At 34.9% G+C, this 20459-nt stretch carries 18 protein-coding genes; 16 read left to right on the top strand and 2 right to left on the bottom strand.

Features of this window, described 5'->3' with window-relative positions; all coding sequences use genetic code 11:
* Positions 1-1054: 1054 nt before the first annotated feature.
* From ASE21_RS12255 to ASE21_RS12240, 4 genes are all read left to right on the top strand, one after another.
* Entirely contained in the window at positions 1055-1840 is a 786-nt protein-coding gene (locus tag ASE21_RS12255) for a LytR/AlgR family response regulator transcription factor (protein ID WP_242410267.1), read from the top strand.
* Positions 1841-1874: 34 nt separating this feature from the next.
* Complete coding sequence (locus ASE21_RS12250) at positions 1875-4175, top strand: PAS domain S-box protein (protein ID WP_057122947.1); 2301 nt, start codon at positions 1875-1877, stop codon at positions 4173-4175.
* Positions 4169-4579: a response regulator gene (locus ASE21_RS12245; protein WP_057122946.1), complete on the top strand. Its 411-nt coding sequence runs from the start codon at positions 4169-4171 to the stop codon at positions 4577-4579. The genes ASE21_RS12250 and ASE21_RS12245 overlap by 7 nt, the downstream gene beginning before the upstream one ends.
* Before the next feature lie 456 nt (positions 4580-5035).
* Positions 5036-5833, top strand: coding sequence for a T9SS type A sorting domain-containing protein (locus ASE21_RS12240; protein WP_057122945.1), 798 nt, complete (start codon positions 5036-5038; stop codon positions 5831-5833).
* A 326-nt stretch (positions 5834-6159) separates the two neighbouring features.
* Here ASE21_RS12240 and ASE21_RS12235 read toward each other — a convergent pair whose 3' ends face one another.
* Complete coding sequence (locus tag ASE21_RS12235; RefSeq protein ID WP_057122944.1) at positions 6160-7161, bottom strand: NADP-dependent oxidoreductase; 1002 nt, start codon at positions 7159-7161, stop codon at positions 6160-6162.
* Between the two features lie 144 nt (positions 7162-7305).
* The gene (locus tag ASE21_RS12230; protein ID WP_057122943.1) at positions 7306-7896 is read right to left on the bottom strand and encodes a TetR/AcrR family transcriptional regulator; all 591 of its coding nucleotides are present in this window, start codon (positions 7894-7896) and stop codon (positions 7306-7308) included.
* Positions 7897-8175: 279 nt separating this feature from the next.
* Here ASE21_RS12230 and ASE21_RS12225 point away from each other — a divergent pair, with 279 nt between their 5' ends.
* The 12 genes from ASE21_RS12225 to ASE21_RS12175 all read left to right on the top strand — a co-directional run bounded on the left by ASE21_RS12225 (position 8176) and on the right by ASE21_RS12175 (position 20457).
* Positions 8176-9045, top strand: coding sequence for a helix-turn-helix transcriptional regulator (locus tag ASE21_RS12225; RefSeq protein ID WP_157848779.1), 870 nt, complete (start codon positions 8176-8178; stop codon positions 9043-9045).
* A 304-nt stretch (positions 9046-9349) separates the two neighbouring features.
* Positions 9350-9919 carry a Pvc16 family protein gene (locus ASE21_RS12220; RefSeq protein ID WP_057122941.1) on the top strand — a complete coding sequence of 190 codons (570 nt, stop codon included), beginning with the start codon at positions 9350-9352 and terminating at the stop codon, positions 9917-9919.
* On the top strand, positions 9916-10755 hold the full coding sequence (locus ASE21_RS12215) for a hypothetical protein (protein WP_128414692.1): 840 nt from the start codon (positions 9916-9918) through the stop codon (positions 10753-10755). The genes ASE21_RS12220 and ASE21_RS12215 overlap by 4 nt, the downstream gene beginning before the upstream one ends.
* Positions 10756-10790: 35 nt before the next feature.
* Positions 10791-12368 carry a phage tail sheath family protein gene (locus ASE21_RS12210; protein ID WP_057122939.1) on the top strand — a complete coding sequence of 526 codons (1578 nt, stop codon included), beginning with the start codon at positions 10791-10793 and terminating at the stop codon, positions 12366-12368.
* A 54-nt stretch (positions 12369-12422) separates the two neighbouring features.
* Complete coding sequence (locus ASE21_RS12205) at positions 12423-12893, top strand: phage tail protein (RefSeq protein WP_057122938.1); 471 nt, start codon at positions 12423-12425, stop codon at positions 12891-12893.
* A complete protein-coding gene (locus tag ASE21_RS12200; protein WP_057122937.1) occupies positions 12880-13350 on the top strand; it encodes a phage tail protein in 471 nt (156 codons plus the stop codon). Before ASE21_RS12205 ends, ASE21_RS12200 begins: the two co-directional genes overlap by 14 nt.
* Positions 13351-13356: 6 nt before the next feature.
* Positions 13357-13527 carry a DUF5908 family protein gene (locus tag ASE21_RS21845; RefSeq protein WP_157848778.1) on the top strand — a complete coding sequence of 57 codons (171 nt, stop codon included), beginning with the start codon at positions 13357-13359 and terminating at the stop codon, positions 13525-13527.
* 11 nt (positions 13528-13538) lie between these two features.
* Entirely contained in the window at positions 13539-14213 is a 675-nt protein-coding gene (locus ASE21_RS12195; RefSeq protein ID WP_082603472.1) for a hypothetical protein, read from the top strand.
* Positions 14210-16009, top strand: coding sequence for a type VI secretion system tip protein VgrG (vgrG, locus tag ASE21_RS12190; protein WP_057122936.1), 1800 nt, complete (start codon positions 14210-14212; stop codon positions 16007-16009). Before ASE21_RS12195 ends, vgrG begins: the two co-directional genes overlap by 4 nt.
* Before the next feature lie 23 nt (positions 16010-16032).
* Positions 16033-16332 carry a PAAR domain-containing protein gene (locus ASE21_RS12185; protein ID WP_057122935.1) on the top strand — a complete coding sequence of 100 codons (300 nt, stop codon included), beginning with the start codon at positions 16033-16035 and terminating at the stop codon, positions 16330-16332.
* On the top strand, positions 16325-16756 hold the full coding sequence (locus ASE21_RS12180) for a GPW/gp25 family protein (protein ID WP_057122934.1): 432 nt from the start codon (positions 16325-16327) through the stop codon (positions 16754-16756). The genes ASE21_RS12185 and ASE21_RS12180 overlap by 8 nt, the downstream gene beginning before the upstream one ends.
* Positions 16756-20457, top strand: coding sequence for a baseplate J/gp47 family protein (locus ASE21_RS12175; protein ID WP_057122933.1), 3702 nt, complete (start codon positions 16756-16758; stop codon positions 20455-20457). Before ASE21_RS12180 ends, ASE21_RS12175 begins: the two co-directional genes overlap by 1 nt.
* The last annotated feature ends 2 nt before the right edge of the window (positions 20458-20459 follow it).

Below are 20459 nucleotides of genomic sequence, written 5' to 3'. Positions count from 1 at the left end.
GACAACTAGCAAATAGTTGTCTCTTTTTTTATGCACTAATGTGTAGATTTTTCAATCCTTTACATCCTAAAATTTCCGGTTCGAATTTTTCACAAGGAATTCATCGCCTACTAAAAAAACACCGTCCAATTCACACAAACTTCGGAACCATTTACTCATTACCAGCCAAAATCATACTTAATAACAAATTTTAAAATTTGTATTTTTATCCATCATTGAATATAAAGAAATTGTAAAAAATTAGTTCCATTCCCAAAATTAAAGCCTATCATTTTCTACCCTGTAAATATGAAATCTTATTAGATATCGGGCGCATTGAAACATTAAAAATTATGTGTTAGACAGTACATTGCATCAGCCAAGTTTTTACGAAATAAAGTATCATAAAAAAAATTGGAAATAAAAACGAATCTGTCGGAGAAATTGTTTTACAAAATACCTGGTAAAAATCATCAATCTATCCTTTCTGTTTTTATCGAATCAGTACAATTTACCGATAAGGCTTACATTCGTCATTTTTTGGCACTAAAAAATAGTAAATACAAAAATTGTGTTAAAGAGACAATAGTCCTATAAATGAAGTATTATATCCTATAAATATACCTCCAAGTGCTGCTTATTTTGCAAAAAATAAATCTATTGAATACAATACGGCTAAATAATGCAAAAAATATAAAAATATATCTTTTCTGTTACATCATTACTTTGAGATATTGGGATCATAAAAAATTCCAATATCATTTTCAATTTCTTTAGAAGAGAACTGCCCTATGCTATTGACGTATTATGTACAACAATATAGTAACGTTAAATTTTGATGATTTAATTGAATCTGTATTATAATTTAAATAGCTGAATGTCTAAATAACGGGCAATTTGAACACTTATACTCTTATTTGTTCATTTATTACTTTTCGACAAATCCAATAACCAAATTGTAAAAGTTGTACTAAATGTTTCTGTAATTTATCTTTAAAAATATGATGCCGCCTGTATCAGTAAACAATTGACAATCAAAAACATTTAGATCTAGTTTAAGAACTAAATTTTTGAATTGATAAATAAAGCAAAAAAAACGATGACCCCTATTAATGCCATAATCATATCTGAAGAACAAGAAACTTCTCAAATCTTAAAAAAATTTGAGGAAGAAAATGCTATGATTATTGAGATAATTGGTAACGCAGATTCTATTAAAGACGGAATGATTTTAATAAAAGAGAAAAAGCCAGACCTGATCTTGTTGGATATTTATCTTACAGATAATCTATTTTTTGAAATGCTCGAACAATTAGAGTTTTGTATTCCCAAACTTGTATTTATATCTGCAAAAAAGGATTATGCTGTCAAAGCTTTTAAACACGATGCCGTTGATTTTTTACTAAAACCAATTGATTTTAATTCCATAATAGTAGCTATTTATAAAGTAATTAAAAGAAGGGAAATGGAGCGCTCGTATCAACATCAAAAAATTAACAATATAAATATTTCAAATACTATTAATCAAAAAAATGATTATGTTGCCGTTGCATCTTTAGAGAAAATAGAACTCATACCCATGGCAGAAATTACTTTTTGCAAAGCTGATGGAAAATATACCGTTTTTATTTTAAGCAGCGGAGCCAAGATAATGTCAAGCAGAAATCTAGGCGAATACAGTGCCATTCTTGACAACAGTTATTTTTTCAGAATACACCATTCTTATATTATCAATCTTCGTCATATCGCTAAAATTTCAAAAAAAGACGGGTATTTCTGCGAACTTTCTAATGGAGTGATTTTGCCTGTTGCCAAAAGACGACAAGATGATTTTAATAAATTTATAAAACTTAAAGATTAAAAAACGACTTAAGTAAACTTCAATTACAAGCAAAATGGCTACTCATAATATTTCAGAAAGTAAACAGGCATTAAAAAATAACAATGTTCCTTATTATTTCAAAGAACCGTTAACTGATCTTGGTAAAATTTTAGATTTTTCTATGGATCTAATTTGTTCTTGTGATGAAGAAGGAAGATTTGTGTGGGTAAATAAAGCTTCTGAACATATTTTAGGCTATAAACCTGAAGAATTAATTGGTAAAAAATGCAGTGAGTTTATATTTCGTGAGGATTCTGGTGTACTTATAAATCAAAACATCGATTTTAGAAGTGAGACACACCTGCCAATATTTGAAAAAAAGTTCATACACAAAAACACAAATATTATCTATTTGCAATGTTCTGCTGTACGGGATGATGTTAAAAAATTATGCTATTGCATAGGCAGGGATATTACTGAGAAAAAAAATATAGAAAAAGCATTTGAAATTGAAAGACTGCAATTCTTCAATATATATTCACAGGCGCCTTCCTATATGGCAATTTTAGGCAGTCCGGATCATGTTTATGAATTGGCAAATGAACTTTACCTGCAATTAATTGATAAGAGTGACATTATTGGGAAGGCTGTAAAAGAAGTTTTACCGGAACTTGAAACACAGGGAATTTTTGAAATTTTAGATAATGTATACAAAACCGGTGAAAGTTTTTCTGCTAATGAAATGCCCATAACATTTGACCGCTACAGCGACGGAAAACTAAAAGACGTTTACTTAAACTTTATTTTTCAGGCACGCAGGGATGCTAATAATAATATTGATGGAATATTTATTTTTGGCAATGACGTAACAGAGCAGGTTCTATCGCGAAAAAAAATTGAAGAAAGCGAAAAAATGTATAAAGATCTAATTCATAAACTGCCGGTTGCCACCTACTCTTGCGATGCTGAAGGACGAATAGTACTTTATAATAAAGCTGCCGCGGCATTATGGGGCAGAGAGCCTGAGCTGGGAAAAGATTTATGGCATACTTCATGGAATAATAATGATAATAAAAGAAAGCAGCCTGCATCTCTGAATTTATGTTCGCTGGCTGCAGCACTAAAAGAAGGAGATCCAATCCTTAGCAAGGAAATAATTATAGAACGCCCCAATGGAGATAAGCGCAATGTATTGCCACACCCTGTTCCGTTTCACAATGCTGATGGCGAAATAACAGGAGCAGTTATTGTACTTTCTGATATTACAGAAATGAAACTGGCACAAAAAGAACTGAGAAAAAGTGAAAAAAAATACCGGTATCTTTTTGACAATAATCCAATGCCAATGTGGATTATTGATTTAGCATCTTTTAAATTTCTGGATGTAAATAAAATGGCAATGCTGCAATACGGATATAGCCGTGAAGAATTCCTTTCTATGACTGCTTTGGACATTCGGCCAAATGATGATAAAATTCATTTCATAAAGTTGAGTGATATTTCAATTATTAATGAATCGAATTATAACAGGGGAATATGGAATCATATAAAAAAAGATGGAAGTATTGTTCCTGTCGAAATTATTGCCCATAATATTGTGTATGAAGGAACTGCTGCAAGATTAATTCTTTCTAATGACATCTCTGATCGTAAAAAAGCAGAAACAAATCTGGAAAAAAGAAACCAGGAACTCATTAAAACCAATGCAGAACTGGATCGATTTGTGTATAGTGTATCACACGATCTGCGTTCTCCCCTTACTTCTATTCTTGGTCTGATTTCTTTTATTGAAACAGAAAGCAAGGAAATTGATACCCTTAAACATGCCGAACTGATAAGGATCAGTATCAATCGTCTGGATGACTTTATAAAAAATATTTTAAGCTATTCGCGGAATAACCGTACAGGGCTTGAAGTGGTACATATACCCATAAACGAAATGATGCTTGACATAGTAGATTCGCTTCAGAGAATGAAAGAAGCAAAAGGAATTCGTTTTGAAATTGAAATAAAGGAACAAAAGCCTTTTTATACAGATAAGCTTCGATTTACAACTATTTTAAAAAATCTAATTTCCAATGCCATAAAATACCATAAAATAAACGAAGCCGACCAATTTGTAAAAATATTTGGATATTCAGATCATGACAATCTCCATTTTTCAATAGAGGATAACGGGATAGGAATTGATCCTGCATATCATAAAAAAATATTTGAAATGTTTTTTCGTCTTTCGGGCAAAGATGGCTCAGGTATTGGCTTATATATCGTTAAAGATGCCGTAGAAATATTACAGGGCTCTATAGAAGTACAGTCGGAAAAAGGGACTGGAACCAAATTTAATATCACGCTAAAAAATTTGAAACCATGTTAAAAGAACTAGACCCAAAATTTGAAACAGTTATGATTATTGATGATAATCTGGTAGATTTATATATTATCTCACGTATGGTCACTAAGAATAATTTTGGAAAAAATGTGCTGCATTATACAGAAGCACAAGAAGCCATGAAATATTTGCAGGAGAATCAGGATAATATTTCTAAATTACCTCAAATAATTTTTATAGACATCTATATGCCTTTAATGTCCGGATTTGAATTTCTAAAAGCATATGATAAATTATCCATTACTCTAAAAAATTATTGCAGAACCTATATCATATCCTCCACAATCGATAGTGAAGATATCGCCCGATCAAGCAGTAATGAAAATGTGGTTTCTTTTCATGTTAAACCGATTAACAAAGAATTTCTCGACCGAATTATTAAGGAATAATTACTAGAGTATTAATTCCTAATAATAAATTAAACCAATCAAGATTTTATCCCTCACCACTCAGCCGGCATATCGCAGTGATTTTAAGAATTACTAAAAATTGCTGTTTTTTACCTTTGATCAAATTATCACAAAGTCAGAGTTCTTCTTACAAACTTCGTTCAAAAATTTAGCCGGATTTTTAAATTCCATTTATTCTATTTTGTCTTCTTTTAATACTATTAGCCGCACTTTTGGCCCTTTTAAAAATTCAAAATAATTCAACTTCATCTGGAGCGTTAGCTTAGCTCCGTTAATATTCATCATTATCGATTTCCTCAATAAACGGTTATACTATATAGCTGTCAGTTATTACTTCTCTCTTTTAATTTAAAATGTATTCCTTTTAATTTGTTCAAGGTGTTAAAAAATATTGTTTTGTAAATCTGTTAAATTTATAATTAAACCAAAATAAATATGAAAAAATCTTTACTCTTACTATCTATTTTGCTTTCTTTTCAAAGTTTTTCCCAAATAAATATTGGTACTAATTGTGATGGGCCACCACCCCCGCCGCCTCTAACACCTTATTTTAAACTCAATACTATAATAAATGATGAGTTTACACGACAGCTTAAATTAGTTTTTACTTCTGAAGCAACAGACGGCGTTGATAACGGCATTGATGTAAAAAATATGGATACAGATTTTCCTCAGGACATTTCTTTCTGGATTGAAAATGAAGACTATATAATTCAGGGACTTAATTTCAATTTATCCAAAAAAATTATGCTTTCTGCAAAAGCAGCTGTAAGTACAAAATTTAAATTTTATATCTCTGAAACTGACGGTTTTGATGATACACAGCCAATTTATCTATACGATGCAGTTGACATGTCTTACCATGATATTAGAAACGCGCCATATGAAGTTGTCGTTTCGCCCGGAAAAGATACAGGACGATTTAAAATTAGTTTTACCAATAATGGAATACTGAGAACAAATAATATAGTCAGAAATAATAATTTTTTTATTAGTCAGGACAATAAAAATCAGGTTTTAAATGCTACAAATCAAAATAATGAAATAATGAAATCATTTGGACTTTATGATATTCTTGGAAAATCTGTTATTTCAAAAGATAATTTAGGTGCCGAACAAAACTTTAGTTTTTCAACTTCAGGATTAAGTGCCGGAGTATACATTGCAATATTTATGACAGCCGATAGTGCAAAAATTACTCAGAAAATCATTATCTCTCATTCTGGCAATTAAAATTTATTATCAATTGAAGTATTGAATTTCCTGCAGAATAAGCTTTAATTTTTGTCTGAACATCACAAATATTAATCTGGCACTTTCAATTCAAAAAAAGCATTTTTAATGCTGCATCAGTTAAACAGCATTTTAATATAAACTATGTTTTATATTGTTTATAAAATTACCTGTCAGGGCTACAATGAATGATGAAAAAGAAAAATGCATTCATAACTATCAGGTGAATTATCTGCTAATTTCAAATCGAAAAGTGCCGATTAAAATCTTAAATAGGTTATATCAGAAAGAAAACGTACTTAAAACTTTGGCTTGGTAAAAAACTGTTATTTCATTTTAATAACTACTTTTCCCTTTGCCCTTCCGCCTTCAACATAAGATAAAGCGTCATTTGTTTCTTCGAAAGAAAAAACTTTATCCACAACAGGTTTGATTATACCCGACTCGATAAGTTTGGTAATTTCACTTAATTGTTCCCCATCTCCTCTCATAAATAAAAATGAATAGTCTGCATTTTTACGTTTTGCTTTTTTACGAATACCTAAACTTAATAATGACAGAACGATTTTTAAAAACCACGGCGCTTTAATTTCTTTAGCAAAAACAGGTGTTGGCGGTCCGGAAATAGAAATCAGTTTTCCACCTGATTTTAATATGCGCAGAGATTTTTCGAGTGTTTTCTGATCCTGACTGTTTAATACTGCATCGTAATTATGCAGCATCTTTTCGAAATCACTGTTTTTGTAATCAATAACGATATCAGCTCCAAGGTTTTTTAATAAGCCAGCACTTTGGGCACCTGCCGTAGTAGCAACTACAGTACCTAAATGTTTGGCCAGCTGAACAGCAAAAGTCCCAACACCTCCGGAACCAGCCTGTATGAATACTTTTTCTCCGGGTTTAATTTTTGCTCTTTCAACCAAAGCCTGCCAGGCTGTGAGCCCCACTAAAGGAATAGATGCAGCTTCTTCCATCGAAAGATTTTTAGGTTTGAGCGCAGCATCTTTTTCATCAATGGCAATAAACTGGGCAAACGTACCTATGCGATAATCTGAAACTCTCGCATAAATTTGGTCTCCAATTTTAAACTTCTTAACATTCTTTCCTGTTTTAACAACTACTCCTGCTGCATCATGACCTAAAATGAGCGGAAGTTTATAAGGCAAAATGAATTTAAATTCTCCTGCTTTTATTTTCGAATCCAAAAGATTGACTCCTGCCGCATGGATTTCTACCAGTATATCATTCTCTCTTACGTCTGGTAAAGAAAGTTCTGTAAGCTGCAGACTTTGCTTTTTGCTATACTTATTAATTACAAATGCTTTCATTTTAGAGATCTTTAAAGTTTAATTTCTATTTTGGATTTACTGTTTATTCCTTTTTTATTGATAAAAACCATTTAATTCTTACTATTTAGATTTTTTAACTTGTTTTAAAATAGACTTTTTAGTCTATTTTATTTCAAAAAAAATTTAGATGATATATTGTTCTAATTCCAACTTAAGACTTTTTATCAATCCCTGCATTGGTTTTGCCGTCTGCATAACCCTGCACATTACAATTCCGCCTTCAACCGAAGCCACCAGCTTAAACGCAAAAACTACCGGATCAAGTTTACTTGAAAACTCACCATTATTAATTCCTTCCTGAAGCAGAGCAGCTAATTCCTGCTGTCCTTTTTTGAATACTTTGGCCACTTTTTCTTTTATAAAAGGATAATTATCATCAGCTTCTACGGCAGTATTAAAAATTGGGCATCCGCCGGAAATATACGTATCAATGGGGTTTTTATAAAAATCCAAAAAGGCATGTATTTTACCTTTCATGGTCTTAGAGGTGTAGACAGCAGCTCTGATTTTATCAGAAACCATCTTAAGAGATAAGTCAATTACCTGTTCTGACAAATCTTCTTTATTTTCAAAATGACCGTATAAACATCCTTTGGTAAGCTTGGTCGCCTCCAGTACATCATCAATATTGACTCCTGAAATACCCTTTTCATTATAAAGCGGTACCGCAGTTTCTAATATAAATTGTTTTGTTTTTTCGGCTTTCGTCAGCATTTTTTAAATAAATCAGAAAACAAATATACTAAAAAGTATATTTTATAAACAAAGATTATGATGATTTTATGCTTTTGAATTTTAGTTTCTCTGTCCAAAATAGATTTTTGGCCACTCCTTTTCACTTATAATTCTCAGAATTTTACATTCCTTTATATAAATAATTTCATGACAGTAAATTCCTGTTTTATGACATATTTTCGATTTAAGCGGTACTGCATTATTATTTTTAATGGACCAAATAACAAACCCTGCAGCCAAAAACAATCTAACCTGAAAATGCTTGAAAAAAAATCTATATTGATTGGATGTGATGATACTATGGTATTAACGAGAGTCCTGAATATTTTAGCGACTATGTCTGACTTTGCATTCTCTTCAGTATCCGTTTCACGGGCAGTAGATTTAAACAGCACTATTATTTCTTTAAATCCGGATCTAATTATTTTATGTTTTCGAAACAACCAACATATATTAAGAGACAATCTGTTTAGTTCTAAAAAATTAGACATCCCTATTTTATGTTTAACTCAAAGTAATGAATGTGAATCATTATGCTGGTCTACAAACTGTATTGTATTTACGTATTCTTATAACCATATCAACAATGCCGAATTTTTAGTGTACAGAATACGTTCTATATTCCTCTTAAAAAAAGCAGCACTTAAAAACAATACTACCTCATCGTTTGCAGAAACTGCTTTAAAAAATAACAATATTCATTACACCAAAGAATTAAGTCATTATGTAATGGAACTTGATCAAAAAGTTGAAGTACTTAAAAAAGTAAAAGAACGTATTTCGTATCTATTTCCAAATGTAAATGATGCCATCCGGCAGGAACTTATGTCTATCGTAAATTCTATAAAAGCGGCAGCCGGAGATAATAAACTGTGGGACGATTTTAAAATTTATTTTGAACAGTCTAACCCTGATTTTTTACTGGCACTGGCACAAAAACATCCATCACTTAGTCCTAAGGATTTAAAATATTGCTGTTATATTAAAATGAACATGAGCAATAACGATATTACCAATCTTCTTGGTATTAATCAGGACAGTGTACGCACGCACAAATACCGTCTCAAAAAGAAACTAACCCTTAAAAAAGATCAGGATATTATTTCTTATCTCAGAACTGTTTCTTAACATCTCTTCCTAAAAAATATTCTTTGCATAAGTATTCTAAGCATATTAACAAGCTTGAGAATTACTTATTCTATTTTATAAAATAGTAAAAATAAATCACTTTATTTAACTCTATTATTACAAAATAAGCACTCTTTTAGCTTTAAGTTAGAAATGTCTACAATTTGTCTACAGAAAAAACAGAATTTTAAAAAATGTATACGAAAAGTGCATGCTTAATTTCTTACACAAATCAAGTTGTAAAGTAATTTTACCCTAACAATCAGAAGGATATCTATATGATGTGTCCCAAAACAGATTAACCATGATAAATGATTCATTACAATTTACGAAAAATTTACTCGGACAGTTTTTAAAAAACCGTTTTGCATTAGATGATGATAAAATTGTCCTGAATTATATTGTTGATACCAGCGGTGTATTTCCAAAGGGTAATCAGAATAAAGTTGTATTGTCATTAATCAATATAGAAAAGGAAACCAACCAGCCTTTTTATGTACAGAACAAAAAACTTGAAAGTGGTAATTATTCTCATTTTAATCCCGTAGAACGTTATAATATAGACTTATTAATCAGTTGTAATTTTGAAGATTACAGTGAGTCACTTAAGTTTTTAGATGCAGTAATTAATTTTTTTCAGATCAACAATTATCTGGATGCGTCTTCCTCCTCTTCTATTCCGTCAGATTTGTCCCGGCTGGAATTTGAATATGAAAAAATCTCTTACCACCAGATGCATAGTTTATGGACCGCAATGGCAGCCAAATATCAGCCTTCTATAATTTACAAAATGAAACTGATTAAAGTTCAGGCTAACCAAATGACTCAGGTTATTCCGTCTGTAACACAAACCACAAACAGCCAAACATTATGAAGAAGAGCATTTACATAAAAATGTTTTCGCTTATGGCGTATCATACTTTTTTTGATAATCAGAAATGTAACTGCCTTCACTTTAAGCCAAATAAAATAACAGAAAACATACTGCTCAAATTCGGTTTTAAAATTGATTCGGTTTCCAATGGATTTGAGCTTTTTGGCAGCACTCAGACTTCACTTCCTGATTTACTGGACTATATTTCCAAAACAACTTTCCAGGATTATTTTGAATTTGAAATCAAATGCAGTAATCCCAGTTTCAATCTCTTTACAGAGATGCCTATACAATGGCTTGGCCAGATTACATATAGCAGCCAGGATTCTAAAAACCAATCTGCAAATGGAATAATATCCCTTAATCAGACATTGGAAACCAAAACAATATCACCTCATTTTGGCAGCGTAAAAATCTATTTTGACGATCTTCAAAAAAATCTGTACAGCAATACTCCAATACAATATAAAATAAACTTTGAAGCCAGGGCTACCCAATGGCAGTATTATTTTATCAACAGAAATGCTGTTCCGCTTAATAATCCTTCGATTACAGAAAAAGGAGCAATCCAGTTTGAAGGACCGCAGCAGGTAACAATTCAGACAGGTGAAGAAGCTTTGCTTTTTACCTCAAGTTCAGCCAATATTCCGCTCAGTGAAAAACCAAAATACAAGTTTGATTTAATCAACAAGAGTGATACCTCTGAATTAAATCAAAACAGCTCAAAAGGAAAAATCATATTTAAAGGTTTACCTGTTCCCGATGTTTCCAGAATTGGAATCTTAAATACCGATGAGAAAAGTCAGGTTACATCACCCATATATATTTACTTATAACAAAAATTTAAAATGAACACTAAAATTAAAAATCAATGAATTTATCTACCATCCAAACTCCTGGTGTTTATATTCAAGAATTAAATGCCTTCCCAAATTCGGTTGTAGCAGTTGCTACGGCAGTTCCGGCATTTATTGGGTATACACCACAAGCCTCATACGAGGGAAAGTCGTACACTAATGTACCGGTAAGAATTACATCATTCTCTGATTTTCAAGCCTTTTTTTGTTTACCGGATCCACCGCTTCCAGCAAGTCCGGCTAAACAGTACAGCCCTGAATATTATTTAGTTCAGCAAAAAAGCCAGCCTGTAAAAGGAGATTATATGTTGATCAACGGATCGTATTATTCGATAGTGCCAGATCCTAACACGATTTATTATTTGTATAACAGCGTGAGACTTTTCTACGAAAACGGAGGCGGAGACGCTTATATCGTATCTGTAGGAAGTTATGGCCCGGCATCGCAGAAGCCTGCCGCTCCCGGAACACCAATTGTAAATCCAAACGTACAATTAAATGATCTGACCCACGGTTTGTCTCTGTTGTTAAATGAACCGGAGCCAACAATGTATATCTGTCCGGAGGCTACTTTATTAAGTCTTGCCGACAATGGTACACTTATGCAGTCAATGCTGCTTCAATGTACTCAAATGCAGACTGCTATGAGCTTATTTGACATTATTGGCGGCGACGCGCCAGATCCTATTTTGTATACTCAGGATATTGAGAATTTCAGAATGAACACGGGTTCTCAGGGATTAAACTACGGAATGGCTTATTATCCTTTTATCGGGACAACAATTATGCAGAATTCTGATATTGACTACACCAATCTTTTTGGCGGCGACGTTACCCAGCTGGCAGCAATCCTAAACCCTCCAAGTGCACCAAACCCTAGTATTGCTACTATTATTTCCAATATTCAGAATACCAACAGCGGTTTAACAGTAACACAAAACAACAATGCCTTGTTAATTGCATCTCCTACTTATAGCTTAATTGTAAAACATGTTTTAAGCGATGCTAATATCCTGCCTCCAAGTGGCGCTATGGCTGGTGTTATTACTACTACAGATAATGCAGTGGGTCCTTGGCAGGCTCCGGCCAATACTTCTATCGTAGGGGCAGCTGCTTTACCAATTGCAATTTCTGAAAGCCAGCAGGCTAACTTAAACGTTGATGCTGTGTCGGGTAAATCGATTAATGCAATCCGCATATTTAATGGTTTAGGTATACTAATCTGGGGTTCCAGAACACTTGACGGGAATAGCCAGGACTGGAGATATATTCCGGTAAGAAGAACCATGATCTTTTTAGAACAGTCTTGTAAACTGGCAACTCAGGCTTATGTATTCCAGCCAAACGACAAAAACACCTGGGAAGCCGTTATTGCTATGATCAGCAGTTTCCTTACTTCCATCTGGAAACAAGGAGGTTTACAGGGCGCCAGTGCTTCTGATGCTTTTTCTGTAGCCTGTGGTTTAGGCTCTACCATGACAGCAGATGACATCTTAAACGGATTCATGAATGTTACCGTAAAAGTAGCAGTAGTACATCCTGCCGAGTTTATCGTTCTGACCTTTCAACAACAGATGGCAACTTCTAGTTAAGAAGGTTCAGTATCTGCTAAATTTAATAAGTCTTTAATTTAAAACTAAAATATCATGCCAACAGATGACGGAAGCGTACAAGGCGCAACGTGGCCCATGCCAAAGTTCAGGTTTGAAGTAGACCTGGGAACAGAATTAACAAAAGTGGCTTTTCAGGAAGTTACAGGAATGGATGTCGAAAACCAAATTATAGAATACCGCAAAAGTAACAGTCCGCTTTTTTCTGTAGAAAAAATGCCCGGCATTACCAAATATGGAAATGTGACTATGAAACGCGGTGTATTTGTAAACGATAATACGTTTTGGGACTGGCATCAGCAGGTCGTAATGAATACGATTAAAAGAAGAACTGTAATTATTAAACTCTTAGATGAAAAAGGCGGTGTAACTATGCAGTGGACACTTAACAATGCCTGGCCTACCAAAATTACCAGTACAGATTTAAAATCTGATGGAAATGAGGTTGCTGTTGATACTATTGAGATTGCACACGAACAGTTAATTATAAAAAATGGCGGAAAATAGTAATTATCCGGTTAGTTTTTATTTTACACTTTCATTTTCTGGTGTAGATGCGGCTTTTAAGGAAGTATCCGGAATTTCTAAAGAATTGAGTACAGAAGAAATTGTAAGCGGAGGCGAAAACAGGTTTAAATACCGCCTCCCAACAGTTTCTAACAGTCCTAATTTAGTTCTCAAAAGAGCCATAGTACCTGTAGGATCAGCATTAGTAAACTGGTGTGCCAACTGCATCGATCAGGGATTAGCCAATCCTATTCAGCCTCATAATGTTATACTGAGGCTGCTGAATGCAAATGGTGTTGTCTGCATGCAATGGACTTTTAATAATGCCTATCCCGTGAAATATGCTGTTTCTGATTTAAACTCTCAGGAAAGCAATATTGCCATCGAGTCTATCGAACTGGCCTATACTTATTTTAATATTTCTTCGAATACTCAATATGATAACTTATTTAATTAAAACATTATGCCGATCGAAATAAGGGAATTAGTAATCAAAACAGAAATTGTAAGCTCCAATTCCAGAACAGGGAATGCCGTAAAAGAAAAAGAGTTTTTACTTCTAAAAAAACAAGTTCTCGAAGAATGCAGGAGACTGATATCTGAGAAAAATCAGGAAAATAGATACAAACGTTAAAAAACAACAAAATGGCAAGTCTGGAACTGATGAAAATAACGGGATATACTGATGAGGAGTTTCAAAACAAATTCCCGGGTAATCCATATACATTTATGATCAATCCTGATACTGTTAAATTGCAAAAATCGATTGATTACAACGAACAGCAGGCTCCGGCCACAAGTTCGACTTCGCAAAAGTATAAAAGCACACCCAGCGACAAACTTAATTTTGATATCGTAATTGACTGTACAGGTGTTGTCGATGCCAAACGTGTAGACATGGCACAGGAAATTAAAGCTTTAGAAACCATTATTTACACTTATAATGGTAAAATACACCGTCCAAACTTTGTTAAAATACAATGGGGTCAGGATATCACTTTCAGCGGCGTTTTGAACTCGATTGACATTTCTTATACTTTGTTTAAACCCGATGGAAGCCCTTTAAGAGCAAAAATCTCACTGGCATTTAGTCAATATATTTCACCCGAAACGGTAACTATGACAGATGCCCCTGAGTCACCAGACCTTACTCATATTGTTACAGTTACAGAAGGAATGTCACTACCTCAGCTATGTTTAAAAACCTGGAACGATGATTCATTCTATGTGCAGGTCGCAGCATATAACAAGCTAAATAAATTCAGAAACTTAAGTGGAATCGATAAATTAATCTTTCCACCCATAATATCCAATTCATGAGCAGCTCCAACAACATACAAAACGGCGGGATAGCAACTTTTAATGTAAAAGCAGGCGGTTCGGTTATACCGGATGAACTTAGCGTTTATGCTGTTCATATTGAAAAAAAAATAAACCGTATCCCTGTTGCCAGAATTACAATTCTGGATGGAGACCCTGCCACAGGTACCTTTCCTGCCAGTTCATCGGCCACATTTGTTCCTGGATCTTCTATCATTATAGAAGCCGGATATGACAACAATATGCAGATTATTTTTCAGGGTATCATAACTGGACAATCTATCCGTGTAGACCCGTCAATAGGTTCTGCTTTGGAAGTCGAATGCCGCGATGAAGCTATCAAAATGATTGTTGGCAGAAAAAGCCTTACCTATAGCAATCAAAAAGACAGTGACATTATCACCTCTATTATTGGGACATATTCCGGATTGAGTGCTGATGTAACCGCTACTTCAACTACCTGGCCGGAACAAGTGCAGTATTATGCAACCGACTGGGATTATATTTTATCGCTGGCCGAGGCAAACGGATTCGTGGTAACTACCATAAATGGTAAAGTATCTGTAAAAGCACCTGACAGCAGTACAACTTCTGTTCTAACTGTGGCTTATGGAGATAATTTATTTGAATTTAATGCTAAACTAGATTCATTGACACAATTAGGCAGTGTTACTTCTAATTCCTGGGATTATAAAACGCAGTCCATGATTAATAGCCCTTCTTCACCAAATGTAGCAGGAAGTGGAAATCTTTCGACCAAAAAACTGTCTGATGTGGTTGGGCTTTCTTCCTTTCAGCTGCAGACTTCGGCACCATTAGACAATACTGATTTAACTAACTGGTCAAAAGCACAGATTGTAAAAAGTGAGTTTGCCAAAATAATAGGTACTGCAAAATTTCAGGGTACCAGTAAAATTGAACCTGCCCAATATATGACTTTTGGAGGCCTCGGGGACCGTTTTAACGGCGATTACCTCATTACAGGAGTGGTACACGATCTCTCTGAAGGAAATTGGTTTACAGAAGTAGATCTCGGACTTTCACCTCTTTGGTTTACCGAAGAACCAGATGTAATGTCGCCATCTGCATCAGGGCTTATTCCGGGGGCAAGAGGACTTTTTAATGCTACCGTAAAACAAATGTACAACGACCCGGATTCTCAATACCGGATTTTAGTAGAGATTCCTCTTTTTGATATCAATGGAGCCGGAATTTGGGCAAGACTTTCTAATTTTTATTCTACAAGCGGAGCCGGAGCATTTTTCCTTCCCGAAGTTGGAGACGAAGTTGTTGTAGCCTTTTTGAATGAGGATCCCCGCTTTCCTGTTATTTTAGGAAGTCTTTACAGCAGTTCCAGCAATAAACCCTATAACGGTTTAGATCCTAATGAAAAAAATACCACCAAAGCTATTGTTTCCAAATCAGGAATTTCGGTCGAATTTGACGATGAAAATAAAGTCTGGACAGTAGCCACGCCCAATAAAAATACCATCATACTAAGTGACAAAGACAAAAAAATTACGATTCAGGATCAAAACAATAACAGTATCGTGATGTCTGACAGCGGTATCGATTTAACAAGCCAGAAAAATATCAATATATCTGCCGATCAAACTGTAAGTATTAAAGGAAACCAGGGAATTACAATCCAGTCCAGTACAGGAGATGTACAAACAAAAGCAATGAATATTAAAGAAAATGCCGATATGCAGTATTCTGCTGAAGGTTCGCAGATGGCACAGGTACAGGGCGGAATGCAGCTGACCCTGAAAGGTGCTATGGTAATGATCAATTAAAATAACAATTAAAAAAGAGAAATATGCCTCCAGCAGCAAGACTTACCGATTTTCATGAATGCCCAATGGTAACACCGGGAGTTCCTCCTGTTCCGCATGTTGGCGGACCTGTAATAGGACCTGGTGAACCTACCGTTTTAATTGTGGGATTACCAGCCGCCAGAGTTGGCGATATGCTGGTTTGTGTAGGACCGCCTGATTCTATTATTAAAGGATCGGCGACTGTAATGATTGGCGGAATGCCCGCCGCAAGAATGGGAGATTCAACTGCTCACGGAGGCACTATTGTACTCGGGGCATTTAATGTAATGATAGGTGGATAATACAACAAATAAAGAGAGTCATTTTTTGGGCACGGGCTGGTCATTTCCCGTTTCATTTTCTGTGGGCAATCATCAGCTCAATATGTCTGCAAATGAATTAAATATTAATGAATCTATCAGTGTTATTCTTAATACGCGTAAAGGTGAACGCACGCTGGAATCTGATTTTGGTTCAGGATTACAGCAGTTTATGTTTAGAAAAATTGACAACAGCCTCAAAGGTGAAATTGTAGAAACCATCCGTTATGCCTTATTGCGATTTGAACCCAGGATTGTAGTTCAGGATGTAAAAATAGCTTCAACGGATATTGTGAACGGACTTATTGAAATCCTGATTATTTACGTCTATTCCCAAACCAATACAAGACATAATTATGTTTATCCTTTCCATTTAAAAGAAGGAACCAATTTATCTAAAAAATAATGATTACAGTTGATCAAAATAGTGCTATACAGTCGCTGAACGAAGCTCTCGTTCCGTCTTCTCATTTAATAGATGGAAGAAAGGAACAAGACTGGCTTTATTTTATAGCCGAGTTTAGCAAATTGATCAATTTTTATAATGATACTAACACCATTGAGGGAAACTGGAATCCGTTTTTATTAAAAGATCCGGTATTCTTAACAGCTTCCATTTCCAAAATTAATTATAAAAACCTGCATACCAACTATAAAAATAGCTGTACCGAAATTGCTAAACTAGCATCCGACCAAAATAAAAAATACCTGTCTGTTAAAGCCTTAAACAAGCTTTTTGATCATCTCGATGCAATCTACAAAATGATAGAAAACTGGACGTATTACATGCAGATGACGGATCAGACATACGACCTTAAAAAATATATACTGCACGAAGTACAGACAAAACTGAGTGTAGATTTCTGGGCCTTACAGTCTTTTAAACAATACTTACACACTTTACCTTTAAACGGGATTATACCTCCAAATAATATTTTAGATTCAGTAGCTTTTAAGGAATTAATCTGGAATATCAACAAAGGAAAACAGCCTTTCTGGGAAGTTTTCGGGATTGACAGCCCGGAAACACTTGTAAATACCGCAGAGCAGCAGACAGCTGTTTTTTCTTTAAATGCGGTTGCTTCAACTGGAGACCGATTATTTAGTTTTTTGGAAACCGTTATCCATCATTCAAATAATGAATTTAAAAAATTAAGCCGTAAAAAAAGCCGCTATCCTGATACTACATTACTGCGTTCTTTTGTTGATGTACTCAAAATACAGCAAAAAGAATTAAACAGTATTTCCCAAAGACATCTTGATTTTTATTACTCAGATATTTTAAAACAATCCAGCCTTCCGGCAGCTGCAGATACGGCCTTTGTGTCTGCAGTGCTTGCCAAAAATGATTCGGTATTAAATTTACCGGCCGGAACACTGTTTAATGCCGGCACAGATGTCAATAAAAACCCAATAGTATTTGAATCCCAAAAAAATACAGTTTTAAATCCGGCCGCAATTGCCAGTGTACAAACACTGCATTATCAAAAAAGCAATAATACCTATAATTTACAAAACATAACAAAACCAACTGCTGTTCAGAAAAACCAGAACGGTAAAATAGTAAGCTGGCCAACATTCGGCAATACTGGAGCAGAAATACAGGTACAGCCTTTAGGTGCTGCTTTTGCTTCTCCTATGCTCCTGCTAAGAGAAGGCAGCAGAACAATTACCCTAAACCTTGGATTTAGTGCTGCCGTAGATTTAAGTCTTTTACAAAATGCAGACTATTTTTTAAGTACCCAGGCTGACTGGCTGAAACTGCAGTTAACACCATCCAGTTTTCAGTTAAACACAACACAGCCTGGCAACAATACGATAACCATTACGATCAGCCTTTTGCCAACAGAAGCACCAATCGAACCTTTTAATGTGAATCCCGACGGAATACAAACCAGCTGGCCTATGTTTAAGGTTTTATTCCCGTCTGTTACAAATCCGGCAGATTCCCCAAAAATAAAAAGCATTTCTATTGCCGTTAAGGTTACTGATATAACTACTTTTCAGCTTTATAATGATTTTGGGGAATTAAACGCCAAAACTCCTTTTCCCCCATTTGGACCCATTCCGCTTGAGAATTCCAATTTTATAATCGGGAACAATGAAATTTTCAGCAAACCGCTGGACAATTTCAGGATTAAAATAAACTGGGACAAACGTCCTTCTGATTTTTCGGTGTATTATTCGGCCTACAATGATTATCTGGATCAGCCGGCTCCATCGCCTAAAAATAATTTTATCAGCAGGTGGTTCTTTCCTCCTGTACTCGAATCTTTAGAAGATAACGATTATTACAAAAACTCAAGTTTCACAGTAAGCTTTAGTGTTTTACAGGAAAAGTCATGGAATAATTTTACTATGTATAAAATTGATGACACCGGAACCGACTATGTATTTGTGCCTTCAGAAGCCAATAACAATCCTGTATTTTTGTTTGATCCGGAACCGGCCAACACTATAAGTCCTTTTATTACCGATTCAAGTACATATTATACTTATAACAAACCAGCTGCTGCCGACTCAAAAACATCTCAGGGAACTATTTTGCAGCCGTATCCCTACATTCAGAACCAGCCTTTAAAATTTACGGATGCCAGCACATCCGGTTTTATAAAAATAATGCTGGCCGGACCTGATTATGGCTTTGGCAGTGAAATATATCCGAATGTAGTAGCTGCTATAGCCCTGCAGAACGGTTTGATAATTTCGTCAAAAGACACCAGCAAAGACAAAGTATTAAAACCATCTGCTAATATCCCTTTTGTCCCAAAGATAAAAACCATTTCAGCTAATTATTCTGCAAGTGTGACGTATCAGCTTGATCAGACCGGAGAGTATCCATTAGAATATTTTCTGTATTCACCTTTTTCTCATTATAAAATTTATGACAACAGCAGTACACCAACGAATTCCGTTTCTCTCATCGCTCCAATTACAGGTACTTCTGCTGGTACCGTAAACGGTTTGCCGCTCTACCCTGTTTTCAGCTCTTCTGGTGCTTTATTTATCGAACTGGAAAATTTAATTTGCAACAGTACCCTGAGTTTATACTTTGAGTTATCCCGAAATTCTATTGCTGCCACAGCGGGACAGGGAATTAAATATTACTATTTAAGTAATTCTGGCTGGAACGAGATCCAGGCTTTATCTGACGGAACCAATAATTTTAAATGCTCCGGTATTATAGAACTTCCCGTTCCTGCAGATTGTGCGAATAGTCAGATTTATATGTCCGGCAGTAATAACTGGATTTCTATAGTAGTTTCCGGAGATGTTGATTCGTATTCGCAGACCACTTTGGTACTCACAAATGGTTTTAGTGTACAGCGCAGCGGAACTTCTTTTTTAACCGATACAGCCGTTCCGCAGATTAACGCGGGCACTATTACCAAACCGCAGACTGCTATTCCGCAGATTGCGTCGCTTCTACAGCCGTTTCCTTCGTTTGGAGGGAAAGCGGCTGAAAATGATAACCAGCGAAACCAGCGAATCAGCAATAGTATTAAAACCAAAAACAGGGCCGGCAGTACCAGTGATTATTTTACTATGATCACTGAAAATTTTGACGATGTCTATTATGTAAAAGTGGTCAGCAAAAAAGCAGATAACAGCTGTAATGTCTACCTCATAAAAGAAATGGCTTCTGAAAACGAAAGTAATGCCTATCTCCCGCTTGTTACCAATTGCCTCGAAAGCGAGGTACAAACCTATTTAAATCAGAATGCCTCGCCATTTGCTAACATTATTGTTTCCAATTTTAATCTGGAATATGTGGTCATTTCGGCACAGATTGAAGTAGAAAGCGGTTACCAGCCAACGCTGATACAGAAAAATGTAAACCAGGCCCTGAAAATCTATTTATCACCCTGGATCAACAGCACCCAGCAGCAGGTAAAAATAGACAAATCACTGGTTGATGCCAAAGTCAGTACTTTTATTCAGAGCATTGAAGGAGTTGCTGTGGTAAACAATGTAACGTTTTCAAGTTATTTTATTAATCCTGAAACGAAACTTATGACTGCCTGCAAAAGTGGCAAAGAAACGCTTAAATCTTATGGTCCGACTACCCTGTTAGTTTCGGCACCGGAACATCACATTACTTTTTAAAA

Source organism: Flavobacterium sp. Root901 (genome assembly GCF_001429765.1).
Classification (GTDB): Bacteria; Bacteroidota; Bacteroidia; order Flavobacteriales; family Flavobacteriaceae; genus Flavobacterium.
The sequence above is the reverse complement of the archived record's forward strand: the minus strand, read 5'-3'. Positions and strand labels throughout refer to the sequence as shown.

Bases quoted from the DNA above. Each gene is read 5' to 3' on its own strand.
- ASE21_RS12225 (WP_157848779.1), top strand. From the start codon at position 8,176: ATGCTTGAAAAAAAATCTATATTGATTGGATGTGATGATACTATGGTA.
- ASE21_RS12215 (WP_128414692.1), top strand. From the start codon at position 9,916: ATGAAGAAGAGCATTTACATAAAAATGTTTTCGCTTATGGCGTATCAT.
- ASE21_RS12230 (WP_057122943.1), bottom strand. From the start codon at position 7,896: ATGCTGACGAAAGCCGAAAAAACAAAACAATTTATATTAGAAACTGCG.
- ASE21_RS21845 (WP_157848778.1), top strand. From the start codon at position 13,357: ATGCCGATCGAAATAAGGGAATTAGTAATCAAAACAGAAATTGTAAGC.
- ASE21_RS12235 (WP_057122944.1), bottom strand. From the start codon at position 7,161: ATGAAAGCATTTGTAATTAATAAGTATAGCAAAAAGCAAAGTCTGCAG.
- ASE21_RS12210 (WP_057122939.1), top strand. From the start codon at position 10,791: ATGAATTTATCTACCATCCAAACTCCTGGTGTTTATATTCAAGAATTA.
- ASE21_RS12220 (WP_057122941.1), top strand. From the start codon at position 9,350: ATGATAAATGATTCATTACAATTTACGAAAAATTTACTCGGACAGTTT.
- ASE21_RS12250 (WP_057122947.1), top strand. From the start codon at position 1,875: ATGGCTACTCATAATATTTCAGAAAGTAAACAGGCATTAAAAAATAAC.
- ASE21_RS12245 (WP_057122946.1), top strand. From the start codon at position 4,169: ATGTTAAAAGAACTAGACCCAAAATTTGAAACAGTTATGATTATTGAT.
- ASE21_RS12195 (WP_082603472.1), top strand. From the start codon at position 13,539: ATGGCAAGTCTGGAACTGATGAAAATAACGGGATATACTGATGAGGAG.
- ASE21_RS12240 (WP_057122945.1), top strand. From the start codon at position 5,036: ATGAAAAAATCTTTACTCTTACTATCTATTTTGCTTTCTTTTCAAAGT.
- ASE21_RS12205 (WP_057122938.1), top strand. From the start codon at position 12,423: ATGCCAACAGATGACGGAAGCGTACAAGGCGCAACGTGGCCCATGCCA.
- vgrG (WP_057122936.1), top strand. From the start codon at position 14,210: ATGAGCAGCTCCAACAACATACAAAACGGCGGGATAGCAACTTTTAAT.
- ASE21_RS12175 (WP_057122933.1), top strand. From the start codon at position 16,756: ATGATTACAGTTGATCAAAATAGTGCTATACAGTCGCTGAACGAAGCT.
- ASE21_RS12185 (WP_057122935.1), top strand. From the start codon at position 16,033: ATGCCTCCAGCAGCAAGACTTACCGATTTTCATGAATGCCCAATGGTA.
- ASE21_RS12200 (WP_057122937.1), top strand. From the start codon at position 12,880: ATGGCGGAAAATAGTAATTATCCGGTTAGTTTTTATTTTACACTTTCA.